Origin of the sequence: Endozoicomonas atrinae (assembly GCF_001647025.1) — a bacterium.
GTDB classification, from domain to species: domain Bacteria; phylum Pseudomonadota; class Gammaproteobacteria; order Pseudomonadales; family Endozoicomonadaceae; genus Endozoicomonas; species Endozoicomonas atrinae.
In genome coordinates, this window is the sequence record NZ_LUKQ02000002.1 from 1 (window position 1) to 19,475 (window position 19,475).

A 19,475-nucleotide genomic window follows, 5' to 3' on the forward strand; every position below is an offset into this window, starting at 1 on the left:
GTCCTCTCGATTGGTCATGGCGCTGCTCCCTGCTTGATACCAACAGGAAAACAATCGGCCAGAAAAGGGTTAATCGGGAGGTCAAATTAAACTGGTGTTTTGAAGACTTATTACATCGGTGATGACAACAGGGTAAATACCTATTCTCAGTGTTTCAAAACCTGCTCACGAAGCAGGGCAATTTCATCCCGGACAGCAGCAGCCTGTTCAAACTCAAGGTTACGGGAGTGCTCCATCATTTTTGCTTCCAGCTTCTTAATCGTCGCGGCCATGGTTTCTGGCGTCATAGGCACTTGATAGTCAGTTCGCGGCTCAGCCACACCTTTCTGGGATTTACTGCCTTTCTTCCTTCCGGGCACTACAGCACCTTCAAGAATATCGGCCACCGATTTGAAGACGCCTTTTGGCGTAATGTTGTGCTTCTTGTTATAAGCAATCTGCTTCTTACGCCGCCGCTCGGTCTCGCTGATTGCCCGCTCCATGGAACCGGTAATCCGGTCACCATAAAGGATCGCCCGACCATTGATGTTTCGGGCAGCACGACCAATGGTCTGAATCAATGAACGGTCAGAACGGAGAAAACCTTCTTTATCAGCATCCAAAATAGTGACCAGAGAGACCTCTGGCATATCAAGACCTTCCCGCAACAGGTTGATACCCACCAGCACATCAAAAGCACCAATACGCAGATCACGGATAATCTCTACCCGTTCCACTGTATCAATATCAGAGTGCAGGTAGCGTACCCGGACACCCTGCTCATGCAGAAATTCCGTTAAATCCTCTGCCATGCGCTTGGTGAGCACAGTGACCAGCACCCGTTCTTCTTTGGCAACGGTTTTATGAATTTCCATGAGCAGGTCGTCCACCTGAGTGGTTGCTGGACGAACCTCAATTTCCGGGTCAACCAGACCAGTAGGCCTGACCACCTGATCAACCACCTGCCCCTGGTTCTCTTCTTCATATTTACCAGGGGTTGCAGAAACAAAAATAGTCTGCGGCCGTCGCCCTTCCCACTCTTCAAACTTCATGGGTCGGTTATCCAAAGCAGAAGGTAAGCGGAATCCGTATTCGACCAGCGTCTCTTTTCGAGAGCGATCCCCTTTGTACATGGCACCAATCTGAGGCACAGTGACATGGGATTCATCAATCACCAGCAGTGCATTGTCCGGAATATAGTCAAACAGGGTGGGTGGTGCCTCGCCGGGTTTATTGCCGGAAAGATAGCGGGAATAGTTCTCAATACCTGTGCAATAACCCAGCTCAACCATCATCTCCAGGTCAAACTGCGTTCGCTGCTCAAGACGCTGAGCTTCCACCAGCTTATTGTTATCGCGCAAAACCTGGAGCCGATCCACCAGCTCGACCTTAATGGCTTCTACGGCATCCAGGATGGTTTGCCTGGGCGTCACATAATGAGTTTTTGGATAGATGGTCGCCCGGGGTAGTTTTCTCAACACCTCACCGGTTAGTGGGTCAAACTCACTGATGGACTCCAGCTCATCGTCAAAAAGCTCTAAACGAACAGCCTCTTTTTCCGATTCTGCCGGAAAGATATCAATCACATCACCACGAACACGATAGGTTGCCCGCCGAAAATCCGCATCGTTTCGAGTGTATTGCAATTCTGCCAGTCGACGCAGAATGGTTCGCTGATCAACCCTGTCGCCACGATCCAGATGCATCATCATTTTAAGATAAGACTGAGGATCACCCAGGCCATAGATGGCCGAGACCGTAGCTACGATAATGGCATCCTGCCGCTCCATCAGGGCTTTGGTGGCAGAGAGACGCATCTGTTCAATATGCTCATTAACCGACGCATCTTTCTCGATATAGGTATCTGATGTGGGTACGTAAGCTTCTGGCTGGTAATAGTCATAGTAGGAGACAAAATACTCCACGGCATTCTCTGGAAAAAACTCCTTAAACTCACCATAGAGCTGTGCGGCCAGTGTTTTGTTATGGGCCATGATGATCGTCGGCCGCTGGATTTTCTCGATCACATTGGCAACCGTGAATGTCTTGCCGGAGCCGGTTACCCCCAGCAGGGTTTGACAGGCCAGGCCAGCATCAATGCCCTTGACCAGTTGCTCAATAGCAACCGGTTGATCACCAGCGGGACTGAAGCGGGAAGAAACTTTAAACGATCGACTCATGCTACCCTTCCATCTGGAGCAGAAAAAATTTTGCTAACGGTAACTGACAAACGGATGTCAACAGATCACCGTATTGTGTATGATGCCTTCTGTTGTTCGCATGACGGATACTCGCTACTCATCACCGTTATACTACAGGTATTGGTAGATAGTTTCCGCCATAGGGAGTCTAACCAAACCAGCATAATTGCTTCCACTGACTCCCCAGGCACGATGCCACCTAGCGAATTTCTCCGGCCAATAGCGGAAGGCAAACAGCATTATAATTCTCAGTGTTACAACCATAAACGAGGAAAACTGTGACTGGTCATCCATCCCAACGCGTACAAATGGTCAAGCCATCTCCAACTCTGGCTGTCACCGCCAAGGCTGCCGAACTGAGAGCTGCCGGACATGACATTATTGGCCTGGGTGCCGGAGAGCCCGACTTCGACACTCCGGAGCACATTAAGGCCGCAGCGGTAAAAGCCATCGCTGAAGGGAAAACAAAATACACCGCAGTGGATGGAACCACCGAGCTTAAACAGGCGATTATTGACAAATTCAAGCGCGATAATGGTCTTGAATACGGTCAAAGCCAGATTCTGGTTTCCTGTGGCGGCAAACAGAGCTTCTTCAACCTGGCTCTGGCTCTGCTGAATAAGGGCGATGAAGTCATTATTCCAGCCCCTTACTGGGTATCTTACCCAGATATGGTCGTGATCGCCGAGGGTGTCCCGGTTATCGTAGAAGCCGGCCTGGAAAACCGCTTCAAAATCACGCCAGAGCAGCTCGAAGCTGCAATCACGAACAAAACCAAACTGGTCGTACTCAACAGCCCCTCCAACCCAACCGGAACCGCTTATACACGCAAAGAGCTTGAGGCCTTGGGCGAAGTGCTCAAAAAGCACCCGGATGTAATGGTGGCGACCGATGATATGTATGAACACATCCTCTGGACTGAAGCGCCTTTCTGCAACATTCTGATGGCCTGCCCTGAGCTGTATGACCGTGCGATTGTTCTCAATGGCGTATCCAAGGCTTACTCCATGACCGGCTGGCGTATCGGTTATGCTGGCGGGCCGGAGTGGCTGATCAAGAACATGAAGAAGATCCAGTCCCAGAGCACATCCAACCCCTGCTCTATTGCTCAGGCGGCTGCAGTGGCAGCACTGAATGGACCGCAGGATTGCGTGAAAGACATGCTCAAGGTATTTAAAAAGCGCCATGACTACGTTGTAGGTCGACTCAATCAGCTACCAGGCGTCAGCGCTATCGAGGGTGACGGCACTTTCTACGCTTTTGCCGATTTCAGTGAAGCGATGAAGAAGCTGGGTTTTGAAAAAGACACAGACCTCGCTGCTCTCTTCCTGGAGAAAGGCGTTGCCCTGGTTCCCGGCTCCGCCTTCGGTTCTGACGGCTGCATGAGACTCTCATTCGCGACCAGCGATGAAGCATTAGAGAAGGCTCTTGACAGACTTCAACAAGCTCTGTCCTGATTGGCTGTTTGTACTGAGTACCAGCTTCTGGTACTCAGTAACTTGACAGGCCTATTAAGAAAGGTATCATTTACCACACCTTTTGATCCCCGATAGCTCAGTTGGTAGAGCAAATGACTGTTAATCATTGGGTCGCTGGTTCGAGTCCAGCTCGGGGAGCCATCAATTTTAATCAGTTTTCTTATCCGTTTCTGATTTGCCCTCTACCTCTATCTCCCCCCCCTCACTTATACTATTACTTAAGGCTTCTGCTTGGGGGTCCGATGGATTTGAATCTACTTTCTCTACATCACCCTGCCTCGTGATCATGGCTTTGACGGATTGAACATCATCTTTTACCTGCCCCCACATCTCTGGTGCCCCTCTCAGTCTATAATCTACAAAAACCTTTACGGTTCCATCATCTCCTTTCTCATAACCAACACCTGTCCCCTCACATGCCACATGCCCAACATAAGCGGTTGCCATACAGCACGTTACCCCACAAAATACCTGCCCACATCCTTTCGCTACTGCGCCTCCAACTAAATCACCTGCCCCCGATACTAAACTGGGGACTGATTTGACAGAACTAATCAGCATCCCAAAAAAGTGAGGCTTAGTTGCAACTGTTGTCTGATTAAAACCCTGAGTTTTCTGCTCACCATTACTTTCTGTCGTAATATGCCCTTTAACAGAAGCGACATCACAGGGAATATAGCGATTCATCGTTAAACCAGCTGGTGCATCCATAAGCATGCCTCTCTAAAAATATTGGACTGAATCAAAATACTACATCACTATGATGTAAGCAGAGTTAAGTGACACACCTGATTAGATAGAATCAATCATAATCAGTTCCTTTTTATTTTCAGATTAAGTTAGCCTTGTCATTTAGCAAACAACGGCAATCAAAACATAATTAATAAAATCCCTTACATTTTTTAAGAAAAATAAAAAATACTGCTGAAAATTGTCTGGAAAGCAATCCAATCTCATCAACCACACAACTATTCATCAAAATGCCCAACCATATAGGCAAGCAATTATTGCAATCACTACCAAAAACATCCTGATTCCATATGATAAAAAAACTACTTTCTTCTATCATAATCACTTATATTGTGATTGATCACCATACGGAAACGATGAATAATAAGACTGAGGAAATCGAGAAAACTGCTGATCGCTTGAGGAGCTGTGCGACGGTTGTTTGGTGACAGGAACGGTTTCTGACTTCATACAAAAACCCCATACCGACTCAAAATCATTCTCAACTTTTTTTAAAGCATCCCCACATGAATGCTTTTTGAAAGAACAGTATATCTCTTCAGAACCATCAGGCCCTTCACGACAACCAATCGCGGTCTTTTCGCAGCATACACGCGCAAGATAACTGGTTAGACAACAACAGCCTGCACAGTAATACCATTTACTGCTCTCAGCCAATCCTACCATAGGGGTTAACGTCATTTTCTCCACTGTTTTTAGCGCATAAACAGAAATCCCACAAAACCATGCAGGGCACGATTGCTCTCTAAATTTTTGTCTTTTTTTTTCAACTGATGAGTTAGCACTATCATTATTTTTTATTATTAACTCATTAGTACCTGATGTTTTTTGAAATAAATTACCCCAACCTTTAACTGAATTAAACCAGCCTGACATACAACCCCCGAACAGGAAAGCTATCTTTTCCAGAAAAACATATATCCATTGGTTTAAAGTAGAATGACAGTTAACAAAATAACAGAAAGCAATGATAGAACTTCAATAATTAACCCCAAATAAAGCAACTTAATCTAAGTATAAATAATAAATAACCATTCGAATATTCAATATTGAATATTCGAATGGTTATAGCAATAAATCGAATAGCTAATGGTTGGAGCAGTATCAATGCGATACAAAATAAAGAGTTTGTCCTGAGCCCCCTCAGTTACTCTCCCTCAAATCCCTGAATAGGCTTAACCGTTCCCCAACTATGACAACGTGGACACTGCCAATGCAACTCCTTACCAGAAAACCCGCACCTTCCACAGGAAAATACTGGTTTAAGTTCAAGCATCCTATCCGTAAGACGGTGAATCAATGCCAATACATTATCCGGCAGATCGCCTTGAAACTGACGACGAAGATCGATCAGTTCATTCAGCCCTCTCAATGTAGGATGACGCTCAAGCTGACCTGTTAAAAAGCTAACAGCCTGAGACTCACCGGACTCTCTGATTAAAAGATGGGTCATAGATATGATAACAGCAGTACCAGGACGCTCATTCAGACAACGACCAAGATAAGCCCCAAACCCACGCAAACTCCCCGTATGCTCAAAAGATTTTTCCAATAGCGGAAGCGAGAGAGGCATGAAGCTGATATCCTGAACTGATATTCTCTGCAATACCTTAATCGCCTCTTTGTAGCCACCTTCATCAAATTCCATTTGACCAAGCAAAAGACTGGCTCTGACACTGTTTTTATCCCGGGAAAATGCCTGACGTATCAGACGACGTGCATTCACCCGATCATTCTGCTTAAGCGCTATTTCACTCTGTTCACAGTAGTAATGAGCGAGGATGACTGCAAAAAGTTCTCCCCGGGCTCGTCTCAACCTTTCTGCAACATCTGTAGCCTTTGCCCACTCTCGCTCCTGCTCATAGACTCGTAACAATTGCTGCAAAGCCTGATCTCGCAGCTCATGATTCTGACGACTGAGGTCAATTAGAATGGATTCTGCACGATCCAACAGACCAGCAGACGAATAGTTTTGAGCCAGGGCAAGCTGAACTTGAAAGGACTGAATAGATGTCAGGCTTGGGCGCGCCAGCAAATCCTGATGAACACGGATGGATTTTTCTACTTCTCCACGCTTGCTGAACAGGTTTCCCAACGCCAGATAAGTATCAACGGTATCATTATTGATATCCAGAGCCTTGATAAAGACATCGATAGCCTCATCCGTCTGCTCATTAATCAGATAATTCAGACCAACAAAATAGTCCTTCGAAAGCTGGCCGGAGCCATCTACACGCCTTCTTTTCTGATCGCGCCAACCCAGAAAATAACCAATGACGATAGCAGCTAGAATGAGGCCCAATAACGCAATATCAGGCATCCGTTAACCCTTTCAGGGCACTGGATCTCAACTTCTGAAGTTCGGTATCACGACGCGCAAGCTTTCTTCTCAAGCTGGCATTCGTCAGTCGCAAACGGATAACAAGCATCAAGGATACCAGCAAACCGGCAAAGCCACCCAGCACAAAGGGCACCATAACCAGCGTAGAACTGCTCACTGACGGAATCGTTAATCCACCCATTTCCAGGCTGATCTGCTCGGTATTGGACAGAGTAAAGTTGACAAAAAACACCAGTAGAACAACAAACAACGCCAAAACCAGAAGACGCTTGATCCATACGACTATTGTCGCAAAAACAGTCAACTCGTAGTCCGCCATAAACTTATTTCACGATCAATCCGTTTCTGCCTGTAAGCCACGATTCACCCTCTCCCGCAGTTCTTTGCCGGGCTTGAAATGGGGAACATATTTGCCATCAAGGCTCACAGCTTCACCGGTTTTCGGGTTACGCCCAACTCTTGGGGCACGATAATGAAGGGAGAAGCTACCAAACCCCCTGATCTCAACTCGCTCGCCATTAGCCAGCGAATTTGACATTTGTTCAATGATAGCCTTTACAGCCAACTCAATATCCTTGATAGAGAGCTGCGGTTGCAACTGGGCAATCCGCTCAATCAGTTCAGACCGGGTCATCGTCGTTTTTCCTTTCCCTGCCATTCCCGGAATGTCTAAAAGATCCTGAAGACCTTGATAGACACCGCTTATTCTTCAAAAGCGCCTAAATAATCAGACAGTTTCTACACTAGCTAACCCACACCGAGAAATCAAGCAACCCTTTGATTAGCCCGAATATTTCATCAGGATAGCTTCCACCCCTGCCTCTGGCAGGCAGCACTTTATGTAAACACTGAAACACAAGAGCTTAACCTCACACAATCTTTCGATCAAAAAAAACCGCGAAGCAAAAGCACTCGCGGTTTTTTCTACTCTCAGAGGCGGCTTTTGGTAACAAAAGCACCCCGAGAGCAAACAGGAACAAGATGAATTACTTGCTTTCCATCTGAGCCTTGATCAGATCACCAATGGTGGTCGGACCAGCAGCTTCTTCGTCCTGCTTGGTACGCAGCTCTTTCATTGCTGCTTTTTCATCAGCCTGGTCTTTCGCTTTGATAGACAGGCTGATGTTGCGGTTCTTACGGTCAATGCTGATGATACGAGCTTCGACTTCTTCACCTTCTTTCAGAACGTTGGTTGCGTCTTCAACGCGGTCAACACTGATTTCAGATGCTTTCAGGGTAGCCAGAACGTCTTCAGCCAGCTCTACAACAGCAGCCTTGGCATTCACTTCCTTAACGATACCCTTAACAACCGTACCTTTTTCATTCAGACCAGCATAGGCATTGAATGGATCTTCGGACAGCTGCTTAATACCCAGGGAGATGCGCTCACGCTCAGCGTCGATAGCCAGGATAACCGCTTCTACTTCGTCGCCCTTACGGTACTGACGAACAGCTTCTTCTCCAGTTTCGTTCCAGGAGATGTCAGACAGGTGAACCAGACCATCGATACCACCGTCCAGACCGATAAAGATACCGAAGTCAGTGATGGACTTGATCTTACCAGCCAGCTTGTCGCCCTTGTTGAAGGAGCCGGAGAAGTCTTCCCATGGGTTAGTCTTGCACTGCTTGATACCCAGAGAAATACGACGACGCTCTTCGTCAATGTCCAGAACCTGAACTTCAACTTCGTCACCCAGGTTAACAACCTTGGATGGGTGGATGTTCTTGTTGGTCCAGTCCATTTCAGAAACGTGTACCAGACCTTCAACACCTTCTTCCAGCTCAACAAAGCAGCCGTAGTCAGTCAGGTTGGTTACGCGGCCAGAAGCACGGGCACCTTCAGGGAAGCGCTTGGTGATAGCAACCCATGGATCTTCACCCAGCTGTTTGAGACCCAGAGATACGCGGTTACGGTCACGATCAAACTTCAGGACCTTAACGTTGATTTCGTCACCAACGTTAACGATTTCGCTAGGATGCTTGATACGCTTCCAGGCCATGTCAGTGATGTGCAGCAGGCCGTCAACGCCACCCAGATCAACGAAGGCACCGTAGTCAGTCAGGTTCTTAACGATACCCTTAACTTCCAGACCTTCCTGCAGAGAGCCCAGCAGCTGCTCACGCTCAGCACTGTTTTCAGCTTCCAGAACGCTGCGACGGGAAACAACAACGTTGTTACGCTTCTGGTCCAGCTTGATGACTTTGAACTCAAGCTCTTTGCCTTCCAGGTGCGCAGTGTCGCGAACCGGACGAACGTCTACCAGAGAGCCTGGCAGGAACGCACGGATAGTAGCCACGTCAACAGTGAAGCCACCCTTGACCTTGCCACTGATAACACCCTTAACAACGTCTTCAGCTTCGAAGGCCTTTTCCAGTTCCTTCCAGGCTTCCATACGCTTGGCTTTTTCACGGGACAGACGAGTCTCACCGAAACCGTCTTCAACCGCGTCCAGAGCTACCTGGACTTCATCACCAATAGCGATAGTCAGTTCACCATTGTCATCCTGGAACTGAGCCTTAGGAATAACACCTTCAGACTTCAGGCCAGCATGAACAGTAACCCAGTCACTGTCGATATCAACCACAACACCACTGACAATGGCGCCTGGCTTCATTTCGATTTCTTTCAGGCTCTCTTCAAACAGTTCTGCAAAGCTTTCGCTCATGGATTTTTCCTGTGACAGCATACGCTCATGCACAATCCCCGCCCTCTTGACGAAAGACCAGCCAGTTAATAACAACTGGATAGCGTACGCTGCTTGTCATCCACACCGCCAGCCGGCATGGGTTACTTTAAACAGGTTCGAATCTGCAATGCTGGCCTTACGACAGAAACGAACCTCCAAAAAATGTCGAGCGCAACTTATGGTGCACTCAGGCTTGCTGAAGCGGAAATCCCACTTCCCTGCACCTGAAAACTCCTAAACAAGTCCTTTCAGGCGCATCTGTTCCAGCACCCTGTTGAATACCTCCTGGATACTCATGCGGGTACTGTCAAGAATGATGGCATCATCGGCAGGTTTGAGCGGCGCTACAGCCCTTTGGCTATCTCGCTCATCTCTGGCCTGAATATCTGCCAAAAGGCGATCAAAACTAGCATCAATCCCTTTTTGATGCAACTGATCGTAACGTCTTTTTGCCCGTTCTTCAGCGCTGGCTGTCAGGAAGACCTTCAACACAGCTTCAGGAAAAACAACCGTTCCCATGTCACGGCCGTCTGCCACAAGCCCGGGCAGTTCGGCAAAATCCCGCTGCCTTTGTAAAAGTGCAGCCCGAACACCCGGCAGAGCCGCAACCCTGGAAGCCATGGCGCCAACCTCTTCCGTTCGCAAACTGGCACCCACCTGCTCTCCTTCGAGAATGATGATCAGGCCCTCGCCGGTTTCTGATGGCAAAAACTGAACATCAAGGTGGCCTGCCAAAACTTCCAGGGATGAATCATCGGCAAAATCAACCCCATGATTCATTGCCGCCAGGGCGGTTAATCGATACAACGCCCCGCTATCCAGCAACCCCCAGCCAAGTTCTCTGGCCAGCAGGGCTGCAATCGTTCCCTTGCCAGACCCACTGGGACCATCAATGGTGACCACTGTCACTGGTGTCTGAGACTCACTCACTCGTATTTACCTTTATTCCATGGAACGAAGGGCCCCAGTTAAAAGCCTGCTCAATGTGTTAACTGATTTCGCCCAGCGAAAACCAGCTTCAGGGCCTGCTCTCCATCACAGGACACTGAAGCGGCTACCAACCATGAGACAGGTTAATCAGACGGACAAACCGCCTTAACAGGAACCGTCTTCAAGACCTTCGGTTACCACAATACGCATACCGGCTCGATTTGCCAGACCTGCAAAATCCGGGAATGAAGTCGCCACGTTTGCACAGTTAAGAATGCGAATATCACCCTTTGCCCGCAGAGCAGCTACTGCGAATGACATGGCAATACGATGATCGCCATGACTGTCAACCGTGCCGCCGTTAAATACAGGCTCTCCTTTCCTTTCAGAAGGAGCATTTCCGGAACCATTGATCATCATACCATCAGGCAGTGGTTGTGCATCAATACCCAGGGCGATCAAGCCATCCGCCATTGCCTGAATTCGATCACTTTCTTTAACCCGGAGCTCACGGGCCCCGGTCAGCAGCGTTCTGCCTTCTGCACAGGCGGCTGCAACAAAAAGTACCGGAAATTCATCAATAGCGATGGGAACCAGACGTTCAGGGATATCAATACCTTTCAACTGAGCGGACCGCACTACCAGATCAGCCACCGGCTCTCCGCCCACAACAGACTCATTTTCAAGGGTAATATCCGCGCCCATCAGCTGAAGAATCTCAACCACACCAGAACGGGTCGGGTTCATTCCTACATGGGAAAGACGAACCTCTGACCCTTCTGCTATTGAGGCAGCCACCATGAAGAACGCAGCTGATGACACATCGGACGGCACATCAATTCGGGTAGCGGTTAACTTTCCACCGCCCTTGATGGCAACCCGGCAGCCATTCTCGCCACTGACAGAGACTGGGTAACCAAAACCATTAAGCATACGGTTGGTATGGTCACGGACTATTCCCGGAGCAACCGTCACCGTTTCACCATCAGCGTACATTCCAGCCAGTAGCAAACAGGACTGTACCTGCGCAGAAGCCATGGGCAGCTGGTACTCAATACCTTTTAGCTGTGCAGCGCCCTTGATCTTCAGTGGCGGACGACCACCTTCAGAGGTCTCAATGGTCGCCCCCATCTGACCAAGAGGATCCACTACCCGATTCATAGGCCGACCTGACAGGGAGTGATCACCAGTTAGTGTGACATCAAAGGACTGGGCTGCCATCAACCCCGCCATCAACCGCATGGCTGTACCGGCATTACCAAGATAAAGCGGCCCTTCCGGCTGCTTGAGGCCATGCATGCCTACACCCTGAATGGTGACCTTCCCAAGGTAGGGGCCGTCAATCTGAACACCCATATCCCGAAATGCCTTCAGGGTTGCCAGGGCATCCTCTCCTTCAAGAAACCCTTCAACCACCGTCTCCCCTTCCGCCAGAGCACCCAGCATTATGGAACGATGAGAAATCGACTTATCCCCGGGAACACGCAACTCACCTGAGATCGACCCTCCTGGGCTGGCAATAAACGTCTGACTACTTTCTTTCATACTTTCCATAACTTCTTGTTTTATATCTTCACCTTCAACCAGTACGGAGCCCGAAAAAACAGAGTGGGCCATCGCAGTATCAGGCAATGGCTTCACGCGTTGCTTCCTGCTCTCCAGAAGAGAAGAGAAATGCTGACGTGCGGATTGCGCACGACTGAATATCCCCAATAGCGACTGGCTGTCTTTCTGGATAATCGCCTTTCGGAGCACCTGAAGACCTTCGGTAAACTCATCCAGTGCTTCCAGCACTGCCTGATTATTACCCAGCGCAACATCATGCCACATAATAGGATCACTGCCAGCTATCCGGGTAAAATCTCGAAACCCACCGGCAGCAAACCGGAAGATATCCTGATTATCAGGATTTCCGGCAAGCGTATTCACCAGTGAGAATGCCAGAAAGTGAGGAAGATGGCTGGTCTTCGCCAGAACCTCATCATGGTGATAAGGATCCATACTGGTAACCACGGCCCCGCAGGCCTCCCAGAGCATCTTCACCTTTTCAAGTGCCAGATCATCCGTATGTTTCAACGGGGTCAGAATCACATCATGCGCCTGAAACAAAGTAGCTTTCGCTGCACCGACACCACTTTTTTCAGACCCCGCGATGGGATGACCGGGCACCAGCCAGGCGGGAATCTCTCCAAAGGTCTCAAGCGCAGCATCGAGCAGCGCCTTTTTGCTGGATCCGGCATCCGTAACCACTTTCTGACCAACTCCTTCGTCGAGCAAATATAGCGATACCTGCTCAAGCACCGGCTTCATTGCCAGCATGGGAACAGCCAGCATAATCACATCGGCAGCCGCAACCCCCTCGGAGAGATTCTCAAAGCCACAATCAATGATCCCGAGCGCTTCCGCCTCTTCCAATGAGGCCTTATTCAGATCATAACCATACACTTGCCGGCACGCTCCGGCAGATTTTACCGCCGCCGCAAAAGATCCCCCGATCAGGCCCAGCCCAACCACCAGCAGTGTATCAACTGTTTTCACAAACGCACTCCTTATAAGAACGCTATCCGCTTCCCGCTGCCGGCTTCCCGTAAAAGTACAAACCAATCTGGCTTTTCAGGAAGTGGGAGGCGGGAGGCGTTCTTTTATGTCAGCACCTGGCTCAGCGCTTCCAGACAACGACGATTTTCTTCCGGCAAGCCAATTGAAATACGAAGGTGTTCAGGCATACCGTAATTGGCGACAGGACGAACAATAACCCCCTTTGACAGCAATCCTTCATAAATCGGCATAGCATCACGCTTGAGATCAACCGTAATAAAATTACCCGATGAAGGGATCCAACTCAGTCCAAGACCAGCAAGCCCCTGCTCCAGGTACTCCATACCCTGCTGATTAATCTCAATGGACTTCTGCATATACGCATCATCCTTCAGAGCTGCAACCGCACCGAACTGGGCAGGAAGATTCAGGTTGAATGGCTGCCTTAAACGATTCAGTACATCCGCTATTTCAGGGTTGGATATCGAGTAACCAACTCGCGCTCCCGCCAGCCCATAAGCCTTGGAAAAAGTGCGGGTAACCACCAGGTTTGGATAGCGGTCAAGCAGTTCAATGCCATTTGGCAGGTCACCACCCACCCCATACTCAAAATAGGCTTCATCAAGGACAACGATGACCTCTTCCGGCACCTTGCCAAGAAAACCAACCAGCTCCTGTTCGCTGAAGCTGGTACCTGTTGGGTTATTAGGGTTTGCCAGAAAAACAATTCGGGTATTTGATTTGATCGCTTCAGCCATGGCATCAAGATCATGACCGTAATTCAGCGCTGGAACCACAATACCTTCAGCACCTACTGCCTTCACAGCCAATGGGTAAACGACAAAAGCATACTGAGAAAAAACAGCTGAACTGTTGGTATCCAGAAAAGATTCCGCCAGGAGCACCAGCACGTCATTCGACCCGTTACCCAGGGTTAGCTGCTCAGGTGTTACCTTCAATTTTTCTGCCAGTACCTGTTTTAACTGATAACTGCTGCCATCTGGATAGCGAGCCAGTTCAGCAAGAGATTCAGCCATTGCTTTAACGGCAGAAGGTGGTGGACCCAGAGGGTTTTCATTACTGGCCAGCTTGACAATATCCTCAACCCTCAAGCCCTGCTCTCTGGCAAGCTCCTCAATAGGCTTGCCAGGTTGATAAGGACTCATTCCTCTTACTCCGGGTACCGCCAGCTCCAGAAAATCACAGGACATAACTCGACCTTCAGTTGGGTTATTGAACTTGAAAACGGGCTTTTTTAACCACCAATCGTTTCAGATGATGAAGAAAGCCATTTCCAACTCGTGGCAATTTTTATTGATTATGGAAAGTTTCAGAGGTTATACGCTTGCCAGACAAAAACAGACTGCAAAATGCAGTTAAGCCCAGCCAGCTTCTTACTGAAAACTGGCTCGGTTATTATTTCAACAACGAATTAGAGAACACCCTTGGGATAAGAACCAAGAACCCGAAGATCGTTGGCACGCTCACCCAGCTTCTCCAGCACCTTGCGAACGACAGGATCATCCTGATGCCCCTCAAAATCCACAAAGAACACATAGTTCCAGATTCCTGTTCTGGAGGGACGGGTCTCAACCCGTGTCAGGTCGATGTTGTGGACATGGAAAGGTTCAAGAATCGCATGCAGCGCACCTGGCTGGTTGCGCATGCTGATCACAACTGACGTCTTGTCATCACCACTGGGCGGAACTGGCTGATTACCAATGATCAAAAACCGGGTTGAATTGTCTGGGCGGTCTTCGATCTTTTCTGCGATTTTTTCCAGGCCATACATCTCTGCAGCCATATCACCGGCAATAGCCGCCGAATTCCATTCTCCCTTGATCCGCTTGGCCGCTTCTGCATTGGAGCTCACTGCCACCCGTTCAGCCATTGGCCAGTGGGAATCCAGCCACTTACGACATTGGGCAAATGACTGGGCATGGGAGTAGATACGGGTAATATGATCCCGTCGGGTGTTTTCTGAAACCATCATGTGCTGATGAATACGGAGAACCACTTCACCACAGATCTTCAGTGAAGAGTCCAAAAAACTGTCCAGCGTATGACTGACAACACCTTCCGTGGAGTTTTCAACCGGCACCACACCATAGTTGACGGCACCGGCAGCCACCTCCCGGAACACCTCATCAATAGCCGCCATCGGGACACAAACAGCGGAATGACCAAAGTGCTTCAGCGAAGCCTGCTGGGTAAATGTGCCTTCAGGCCCCAGAAATGCGACCTTGACCGGGTCTTCCAAGGCCAGACAGGCCGACATGATTTCACGAAACAGACGGGCCATCTCTTCATCATTCAAAGGACCGTCATTTTTCTTCATGATTTTACGAAGCACCTGAGCTTCACGCTCAGGGCGGTAAAACACAGCAGAGGGGTCAGCTTCTGTTTTTACACGGGCCACTTCCTGGGCGCATCGCGCACGCTCGCTGATCAGGTCAAGAATTTTCTGATCCAGTGAATCAATTTGAATTCGCAACTGCCCCAACTTCTCTTCTGCCATTATCCGTACCGCCGTTCAAATTCTTTCATGAAGTCAATAAGCGCATCCACATGCTGCTCTGGCACTGCATTATAGATACTTGCCCGCATACCGCCTACTGCCTTATGTCCTTTCAGGTAACGGAAGCCTTCCTGTTCAGACTCGGCGAGGAATGTCGCATCAAGTTCAGGCGTGATCAGCGTAAAAGGCACATTCATGCGCGAGCGCCACTGTGGATCCACCGGATTCTGATAAAAACCGGAACCATCTATCTGAGCATACAGTTTGGTGGCCTTACGTTCATTGAGCGCATTCATCGCTTCAAGCCCACCCTGTTTTTTCAGCCATTTAAAGACCAGGCCAGCAAGATACCAGGCAAAGGTAGGCGGTGTGTTATACATGGAGTCATTATTGGCCTGCAGCTTATAATCCAGTACCGCAGGACACATCAATGAACCGCGCTCCAACAGATCATCACGAACAATCACGACGGTAAGGCCTGCCGGACCAATATTCTTCTGGGCCCCGGCATAAATAACACCAAACTTGCTGACATCGATCGGGCCAGACAAGATATTGGAAGACATGTCCGCAACCAGCGGCACATCACCCGTCTCAGGAACAAATGAAAACTCAAGACCACCAATGGTCTCATTCGGCGTATAGTGCAAATAAGCAGCATCTCTGCTTATCCGCCACTGATCTTCTGCAGGCATGGTATTAAAGGCACTGGACTTGCCATCAGCGACAATATTCACATCCAGATAGCGCTGAGCTTCCTTGATGGCTGACTGGGCCCAGTGGCCACTGTTGACATAGTCAGCAGAGGTTTTCTCTCCTTTGAGGTTTAATGGTACCGCGGCAAACTGTCCCCGCGCCCCACCCTGAAGAAAAAGCACCTTATAATTATCTGGAATTTTCAACAGATCACGCAGATCTTTTTCTGCTTCATGAGCAACCGTGAGAAACTCCTTGCCACGATGACTCACCTCCATCACAGAAGCACCCACATCCTGCCAATTCATCATCTCATCGCGAGCCTGCTGAAGCACCTCATGGGGAATCGGTGCAGGTCCGGCTGAAAAGTTGTAAACCCGATTATCCAGCTGTGCCAGAACATCATTTACACAATGCTTCACAATGACTCCCTCTCCACTTAACGGCGGTTTACCCTGGTCATTACGTAAAAAATTTTGCAGCTAATATTATCAAACCAATACTGGCAATTGCTCGCTCGGTAACTGCTCCTGCGCTACTCTAACTCCTGCATCCATGCAGTCGGGCATTGCCAGCATACCGTCCGTCCCTGGACATATACTGGTATTTGTTCCCGACATTACCAGCATACAGTCCATCTCTGGACATAAAAACGCCAGCACTGGGCTGGCGTTTTTTCAAGCTATCAGGATTCTACCGTCCCTTCGTTTTCAACGGGATCACCCTGCCCTTCACCCTCACTAGTGGCTTCTGCCTCAAGTTCAGGCACATCGACAGCCTCTGGCTCCTCGACACGGGCAACACCCACCAGTTTTTCACCTTCAGAAACCCGGATTAGCGTAACACCCTGGGTATTACGACCCAGCGAAGAGACGCCATCAACACTGGTTCTCACCAGTGTCCCCTGGTCTGAAATCAGCATAATCTGTTCGCCACTCTTCACCTGAATAGCGCCAACGATTTCACCATTTCGTTCAGTGCACTGCATGGAGATAACGCCCTGACCACCACGACTGGTCAGTCGGAACTCGTCTACAGCAGTTCGTTTACCGAAACCTTTGGCACTGGCTGTCAGGATCTGGGTATCCTCCTCTGGAATAATCAGAGAGATTATCCGCTGACCTTCAGGCAGTTTCATGCCACGAACACCACGGGCGGTACGGCCCATGGCACGAACATCGGTCTCTTCAAAGCGAACAGCCTTACCACCATTGGACAGCAGCATCACCTGCTTTTCTCCCGTGGTAATTTCAGCACCCACCAGTGTATCACCCTCATCCAGACCCAACGCGATCAGACCGGAAGAACGTGGACGGGCAAACTGCTCAAGAGGCGTCTTCTTGACAGTACCGTTCAGTGTCGCCATAAAGACGAAATGACCTTCGGTAAACTCTTCCACCGGCAGCATGGCGGTGATTTTCTCATTCTGCTCAAGTGGCAGAATATTTACGATGGGTCGACCACGGGACGTTCTGCCAGCCTGCGGAATCTGGTAGACCTTCAGCCAATAAACCTTACCCTTGCTGGAGAAACAGAGAATCTGGGTATGGGTATTGGCCACCAGCATGTGCTCGACGTAGTCCTCTTCCTTAACGGAAGCCGCTGACTTGCCACGACCACCACGACGCTGAGCCTGATAGGTATCCAGAGGGGTTGTCTTGGCGTAGCCGCCATGAGACAGCGTGACCACCATGTCCTCTTCATCAATCAGGTCTTCTACAGTCAGGTCACGACGGGAGCTGGTGATTTCGGTGCGACGCTCATCGCCAAACTCATCCCGAACCTGCTCAAGCTCTTCCCGAATCACGGCACGTAGCTTCATTGGGTCACAGAGGATCAGAATCAGCTCAGCAATCTTATCCAGCAGTTCCCGGTATTCAGACAGCAATTTTTCATGCTCAAGGCCGGTCAGTCGGTGCAGGCGCATTTCCAGAATGGCCTGAGCCTGGGCTGGAGACAGATAATAGAGCCCATCTCTGAGACCATAAGTCTCAGGCAGATCATCCGGACGACAGGCATCCGCACCGGCTCGCTCAGCCATCTCGGTCATGTGGCCAGGGTTCCAGCCCTTGGCAATCAGCTTTTCTTTAGCGTCTGCCGGTGTTGGCGAATCTTTGATCAGCTGAATAACCGGGTCGATATTGGACAGGGCAACTGCCAGACCTTCCAGAATATGACCACGCTCACGGGCTTTTCTCAGTTCATATACGGTCCGGCGGGTAACCACCTCACGACGGTGACGAATAAAGGCTTCAAGAAACTCTTTCAGATTGAGCAGCTTGGGCTGGCCATCAACCAGAGCAACCAGGTTGATACCAAAAACGGACTCAAGCTGGGTCTGGGCGTACAGGTTATTAAGCACCACCTCTGCATTTTCACCACGGCGAAGCTCGATAACCACACGCAGACCATCTTTATCAGACTCGTCACGCAGTTCTGAAATACCCTCAATCTTGCGATCTTTTACCAGTTCAGCAATCTTCTCGATAAGGCGCGCCTTATTCAGCTGGTAAGGAATTTCAGTAATGATAATGGTACTTTTGTTTTTCTTTTCATCGTGCTCGATATCAGCCCTGGCACGAATGTAGATCCGGCCGCGACCTGAACGATAGGCCTGAAGAATGCCAGCACGTCCGTTAATAATCGCCGCTGTCGGGAAATCAGGCCCCGGGATGTACTCCATCAGGTCATCAACCGTCAGTGCGTCATCTTCCAGGAGTGCCAGACAGCCATTGACCACCTCAGTCATGTTGTGAGGAGGGATGTTGGTAGCCATACCGACCGCGATACCGGCAGAGCCATTCACCAACAGGTTCGGTACCCGGGTAGGTAAAACAGCAGGAATCTGCTCTGTGCCATCGTAGTTGGGCACATAGTCTACGGTTTCCTTGTCGAGATCCGCCAGCAACTGGTGAGCGATCTTATCCATCCGGATTTCCGTATAACGCATTGCCGCAGCGGAATCACCGTCAATGGAGCCGAAGTTGCCCTGACCATCAACCAGCATGTAGCGCAGGGAAAATGGCTGCGCCATACGGACAATGGTGTCATATACCGCAGAGTCGCCATGAGGATGGTATTTACCGATCACATCCCCGACAACACGTGCAGATTTTTTGTAGGGTTTATTCCAGTCGTTGCCCAGTTCGCTCATGGCGAACAGTACGCGCCGGTGTACGGGCTTAAGCCCGTCACGTACATCAGGCAGGGCACGACCAACGATGACACTCATGGCGTAGTCCAGATAGGACTGCTTGAGCTCATCTTCAATATTTACCGGGAGAATCTCTTTGGCAATTTCAGTCATGGAAACCCAGTCGTCCTTTTGCTTACGGCCAACAGATAGCGGTCAGCATC

Annotated in this window: 14 protein-coding genes and 1 tRNA gene; 2 read left to right on the forward strand and 13 right to left on the reverse strand. The window is 49.5% G+C overall.

Annotated features, from left to right (window positions below; genetic code table 11):
* Window positions 1–146: 146 nt before the first annotated feature.
* Window positions 147–2,159 carry an excinuclease ABC subunit UvrB gene (uvrB, locus tag AK963_RS00580; protein WP_066013164.1) on the reverse strand — a complete coding sequence of 671 codons (2,013 nt, stop codon included), beginning with the start codon at window positions 2,157–2,159 and terminating at the stop codon, window positions 147–149.
* Window positions 2,160–2,488: 329 nt separating this feature from the next.
* On the opposite strand from uvrB, the gene AK963_RS00590 reads away from it, so the two are divergent.
* Window positions 2,489–3,637, forward strand: a complete 1,149-nt coding sequence (locus AK963_RS00590) for a pyridoxal phosphate-dependent aminotransferase (RefSeq protein ID WP_066013168.1) — start codon at window positions 2,489–2,491, stop codon at window positions 3,635–3,637.
* 86 nt (window positions 3,638–3,723) lie between these two features.
* Window positions 3,724–3,799: transfer RNA gene (locus AK963_RS00595), tRNA-Asn, on the forward strand.
* A 6-nt stretch (window positions 3,800–3,805) separates the two neighbouring features.
* Here AK963_RS00595 and AK963_RS00600 read toward each other — a convergent pair.
* The 12 genes from AK963_RS00600 to gyrA form a co-directional block, all read right to left on the reverse strand.
* Window positions 3,806–4,369 carry a hypothetical protein gene (locus AK963_RS00600; protein ID WP_066013169.1) on the reverse strand — a complete coding sequence of 188 codons (564 nt, stop codon included), beginning with the start codon at window positions 4,367–4,369 and terminating at the stop codon, window positions 3,806–3,808.
* Between the two features lie 360 nt (window positions 4,370–4,729).
* On the reverse strand, window positions 4,730–5,284 hold the full coding sequence (locus tag AK963_RS31735; protein WP_139117177.1) for a hypothetical protein: 555 nt from the start codon (window positions 5,282–5,284) through the stop codon (window positions 4,730–4,732).
* Between the two features lie 271 nt (window positions 5,285–5,555).
* Window positions 5,556–6,728 (reverse strand): lipopolysaccharide assembly protein LapB, encoded by a 1,173-nt coding sequence (gene lapB / locus AK963_RS00605; protein WP_066013171.1) that lies wholly within the window; start codon window positions 6,726–6,728, stop codon window positions 5,556–5,558.
* Window positions 6,721–7,068 (reverse strand): LapA family protein, encoded by a 348-nt coding sequence (locus tag AK963_RS00610; protein ID WP_066013175.1) that lies wholly within the window; start codon window positions 7,066–7,068, stop codon window positions 6,721–6,723. Before AK963_RS00610 ends, lapB begins: the two co-directional genes overlap by 8 nt.
* A gap of 15 nt (window positions 7,069–7,083) precedes the next feature.
* Complete coding sequence (gene ihfB / locus AK963_RS00615) at window positions 7,084–7,383, reverse strand: integration host factor subunit beta (RefSeq protein ID WP_066013177.1); 300 nt, start codon at window positions 7,381–7,383, stop codon at window positions 7,084–7,086.
* Between the two features lie 352 nt (window positions 7,384–7,735).
* Window positions 7,736–9,436, reverse strand: a complete 1,701-nt coding sequence (gene rpsA, locus AK963_RS00620) for a 30S ribosomal protein S1 (protein ID WP_274520482.1) — start codon at window positions 9,434–9,436, stop codon at window positions 7,736–7,738.
* 234 nt (window positions 9,437–9,670) lie between these two features.
* Window positions 9,671–10,366: a (d)CMP kinase gene (cmk, locus tag AK963_RS00625; protein ID WP_066013181.1), complete on the reverse strand. Its 696-nt coding sequence runs from the start codon at window positions 10,364–10,366 to the stop codon at window positions 9,671–9,673.
* Between the two features lie 165 nt (window positions 10,367–10,531).
* Window positions 10,532–12,904 carry a bifunctional prephenate dehydrogenase/3-phosphoshikimate 1-carboxyvinyltransferase gene (locus AK963_RS00630; protein ID WP_083232363.1) on the reverse strand — a complete coding sequence of 791 codons (2,373 nt, stop codon included), beginning with the start codon at window positions 12,902–12,904 and terminating at the stop codon, window positions 10,532–10,534.
* Window positions 12,905–13,008: 104 nt separating this feature from the next.
* A complete protein-coding gene (gene hisC / locus AK963_RS00635; protein ID WP_066013182.1) occupies window positions 13,009–14,115 on the reverse strand; it encodes a histidinol-phosphate transaminase in 1,107 nt (368 codons plus the stop codon).
* 221 nt (window positions 14,116–14,336) lie between these two features.
* Window positions 14,337–15,422: a prephenate dehydratase gene (gene pheA, locus AK963_RS00640; protein ID WP_066013183.1), complete on the reverse strand. Its 1,086-nt coding sequence runs from the start codon at window positions 15,420–15,422 to the stop codon at window positions 14,337–14,339.
* Window positions 15,422–16,540 carry a 3-phosphoserine/phosphohydroxythreonine transaminase gene (serC, locus tag AK963_RS00645; RefSeq protein WP_083232364.1) on the reverse strand — a complete coding sequence of 373 codons (1,119 nt, stop codon included), beginning with the start codon at window positions 16,538–16,540 and terminating at the stop codon, window positions 15,422–15,424. Before serC ends, pheA begins: the two co-directional genes overlap by 1 nt.
* A gap of 263 nt (window positions 16,541–16,803) precedes the next feature.
* The gene (gene gyrA, locus AK963_RS00650; RefSeq protein ID WP_066013185.1) at window positions 16,804–19,425 is read right to left on the reverse strand and encodes a DNA gyrase subunit A; all 2,622 of its coding nucleotides are present in this window, start codon (window positions 19,423–19,425) and stop codon (window positions 16,804–16,806) included.
* Window positions 19,426–19,475 lie beyond the last annotated feature (50 nt).

Excerpts from the sequence above, each read along its gene's own strand:
- uvrB (WP_066013164.1), bottom strand. The coding sequence starts at position 2,159 with ATGAGTCGATCGTTTAAAGTTTCTTCCCGCTTCAGTCCCGCTGGTGAT.
- AK963_RS00590 (WP_066013168.1), top strand. The coding sequence starts at position 2,489 with ATGGTCAAGCCATCTCCAACTCTGGCTGTCACCGCCAAGGCTGCCGAA.
- AK963_RS00600 (WP_066013169.1), bottom strand. The coding sequence starts at position 4,369 with ATGGATGCACCAGCTGGTTTAACGATGAATCGCTATATTCCCTGTGAT.
- AK963_RS31735 (WP_139117177.1), bottom strand. The coding sequence starts at position 5,284 with ATGTCAGGCTGGTTTAATTCAGTTAAAGGTTGGGGTAATTTATTTCAA.
- lapB (WP_066013171.1), bottom strand. The coding sequence starts at position 6,728 with ATGCCTGATATTGCGTTATTGGGCCTCATTCTAGCTGCTATCGTCATT.
- AK963_RS00610 (WP_066013175.1), bottom strand. The coding sequence starts at position 7,068 with ATGGCGGACTACGAGTTGACTGTTTTTGCGACAATAGTCGTATGGATC.
- ihfB (WP_066013177.1), bottom strand. The coding sequence starts at position 7,383 with ATGACCCGGTCTGAACTGATTGAGCGGATTGCCCAGTTGCAACCGCAG.
- rpsA (WP_274520482.1), bottom strand. The coding sequence starts at position 9,436 with ATGCTGTCACAGGAAAAATCCATGAGCGAAAGCTTTGCAGAACTGTTT.
- hisC (WP_066013182.1), bottom strand. The coding sequence starts at position 14,115 with ATGTCCTGTGATTTTCTGGAGCTGGCGGTACCCGGAGTAAGAGGAATG.
- pheA (WP_066013183.1), bottom strand. The coding sequence starts at position 15,422 with ATGGCAGAAGAGAAGTTGGGGCAGTTGCGAATTCAAATTGATTCACTG.
- gyrA (WP_066013185.1), bottom strand. The coding sequence starts at position 19,425 with ATGACTGAAATTGCCAAAGAGATTCTCCCGGTAAATATTGAAGATGAG.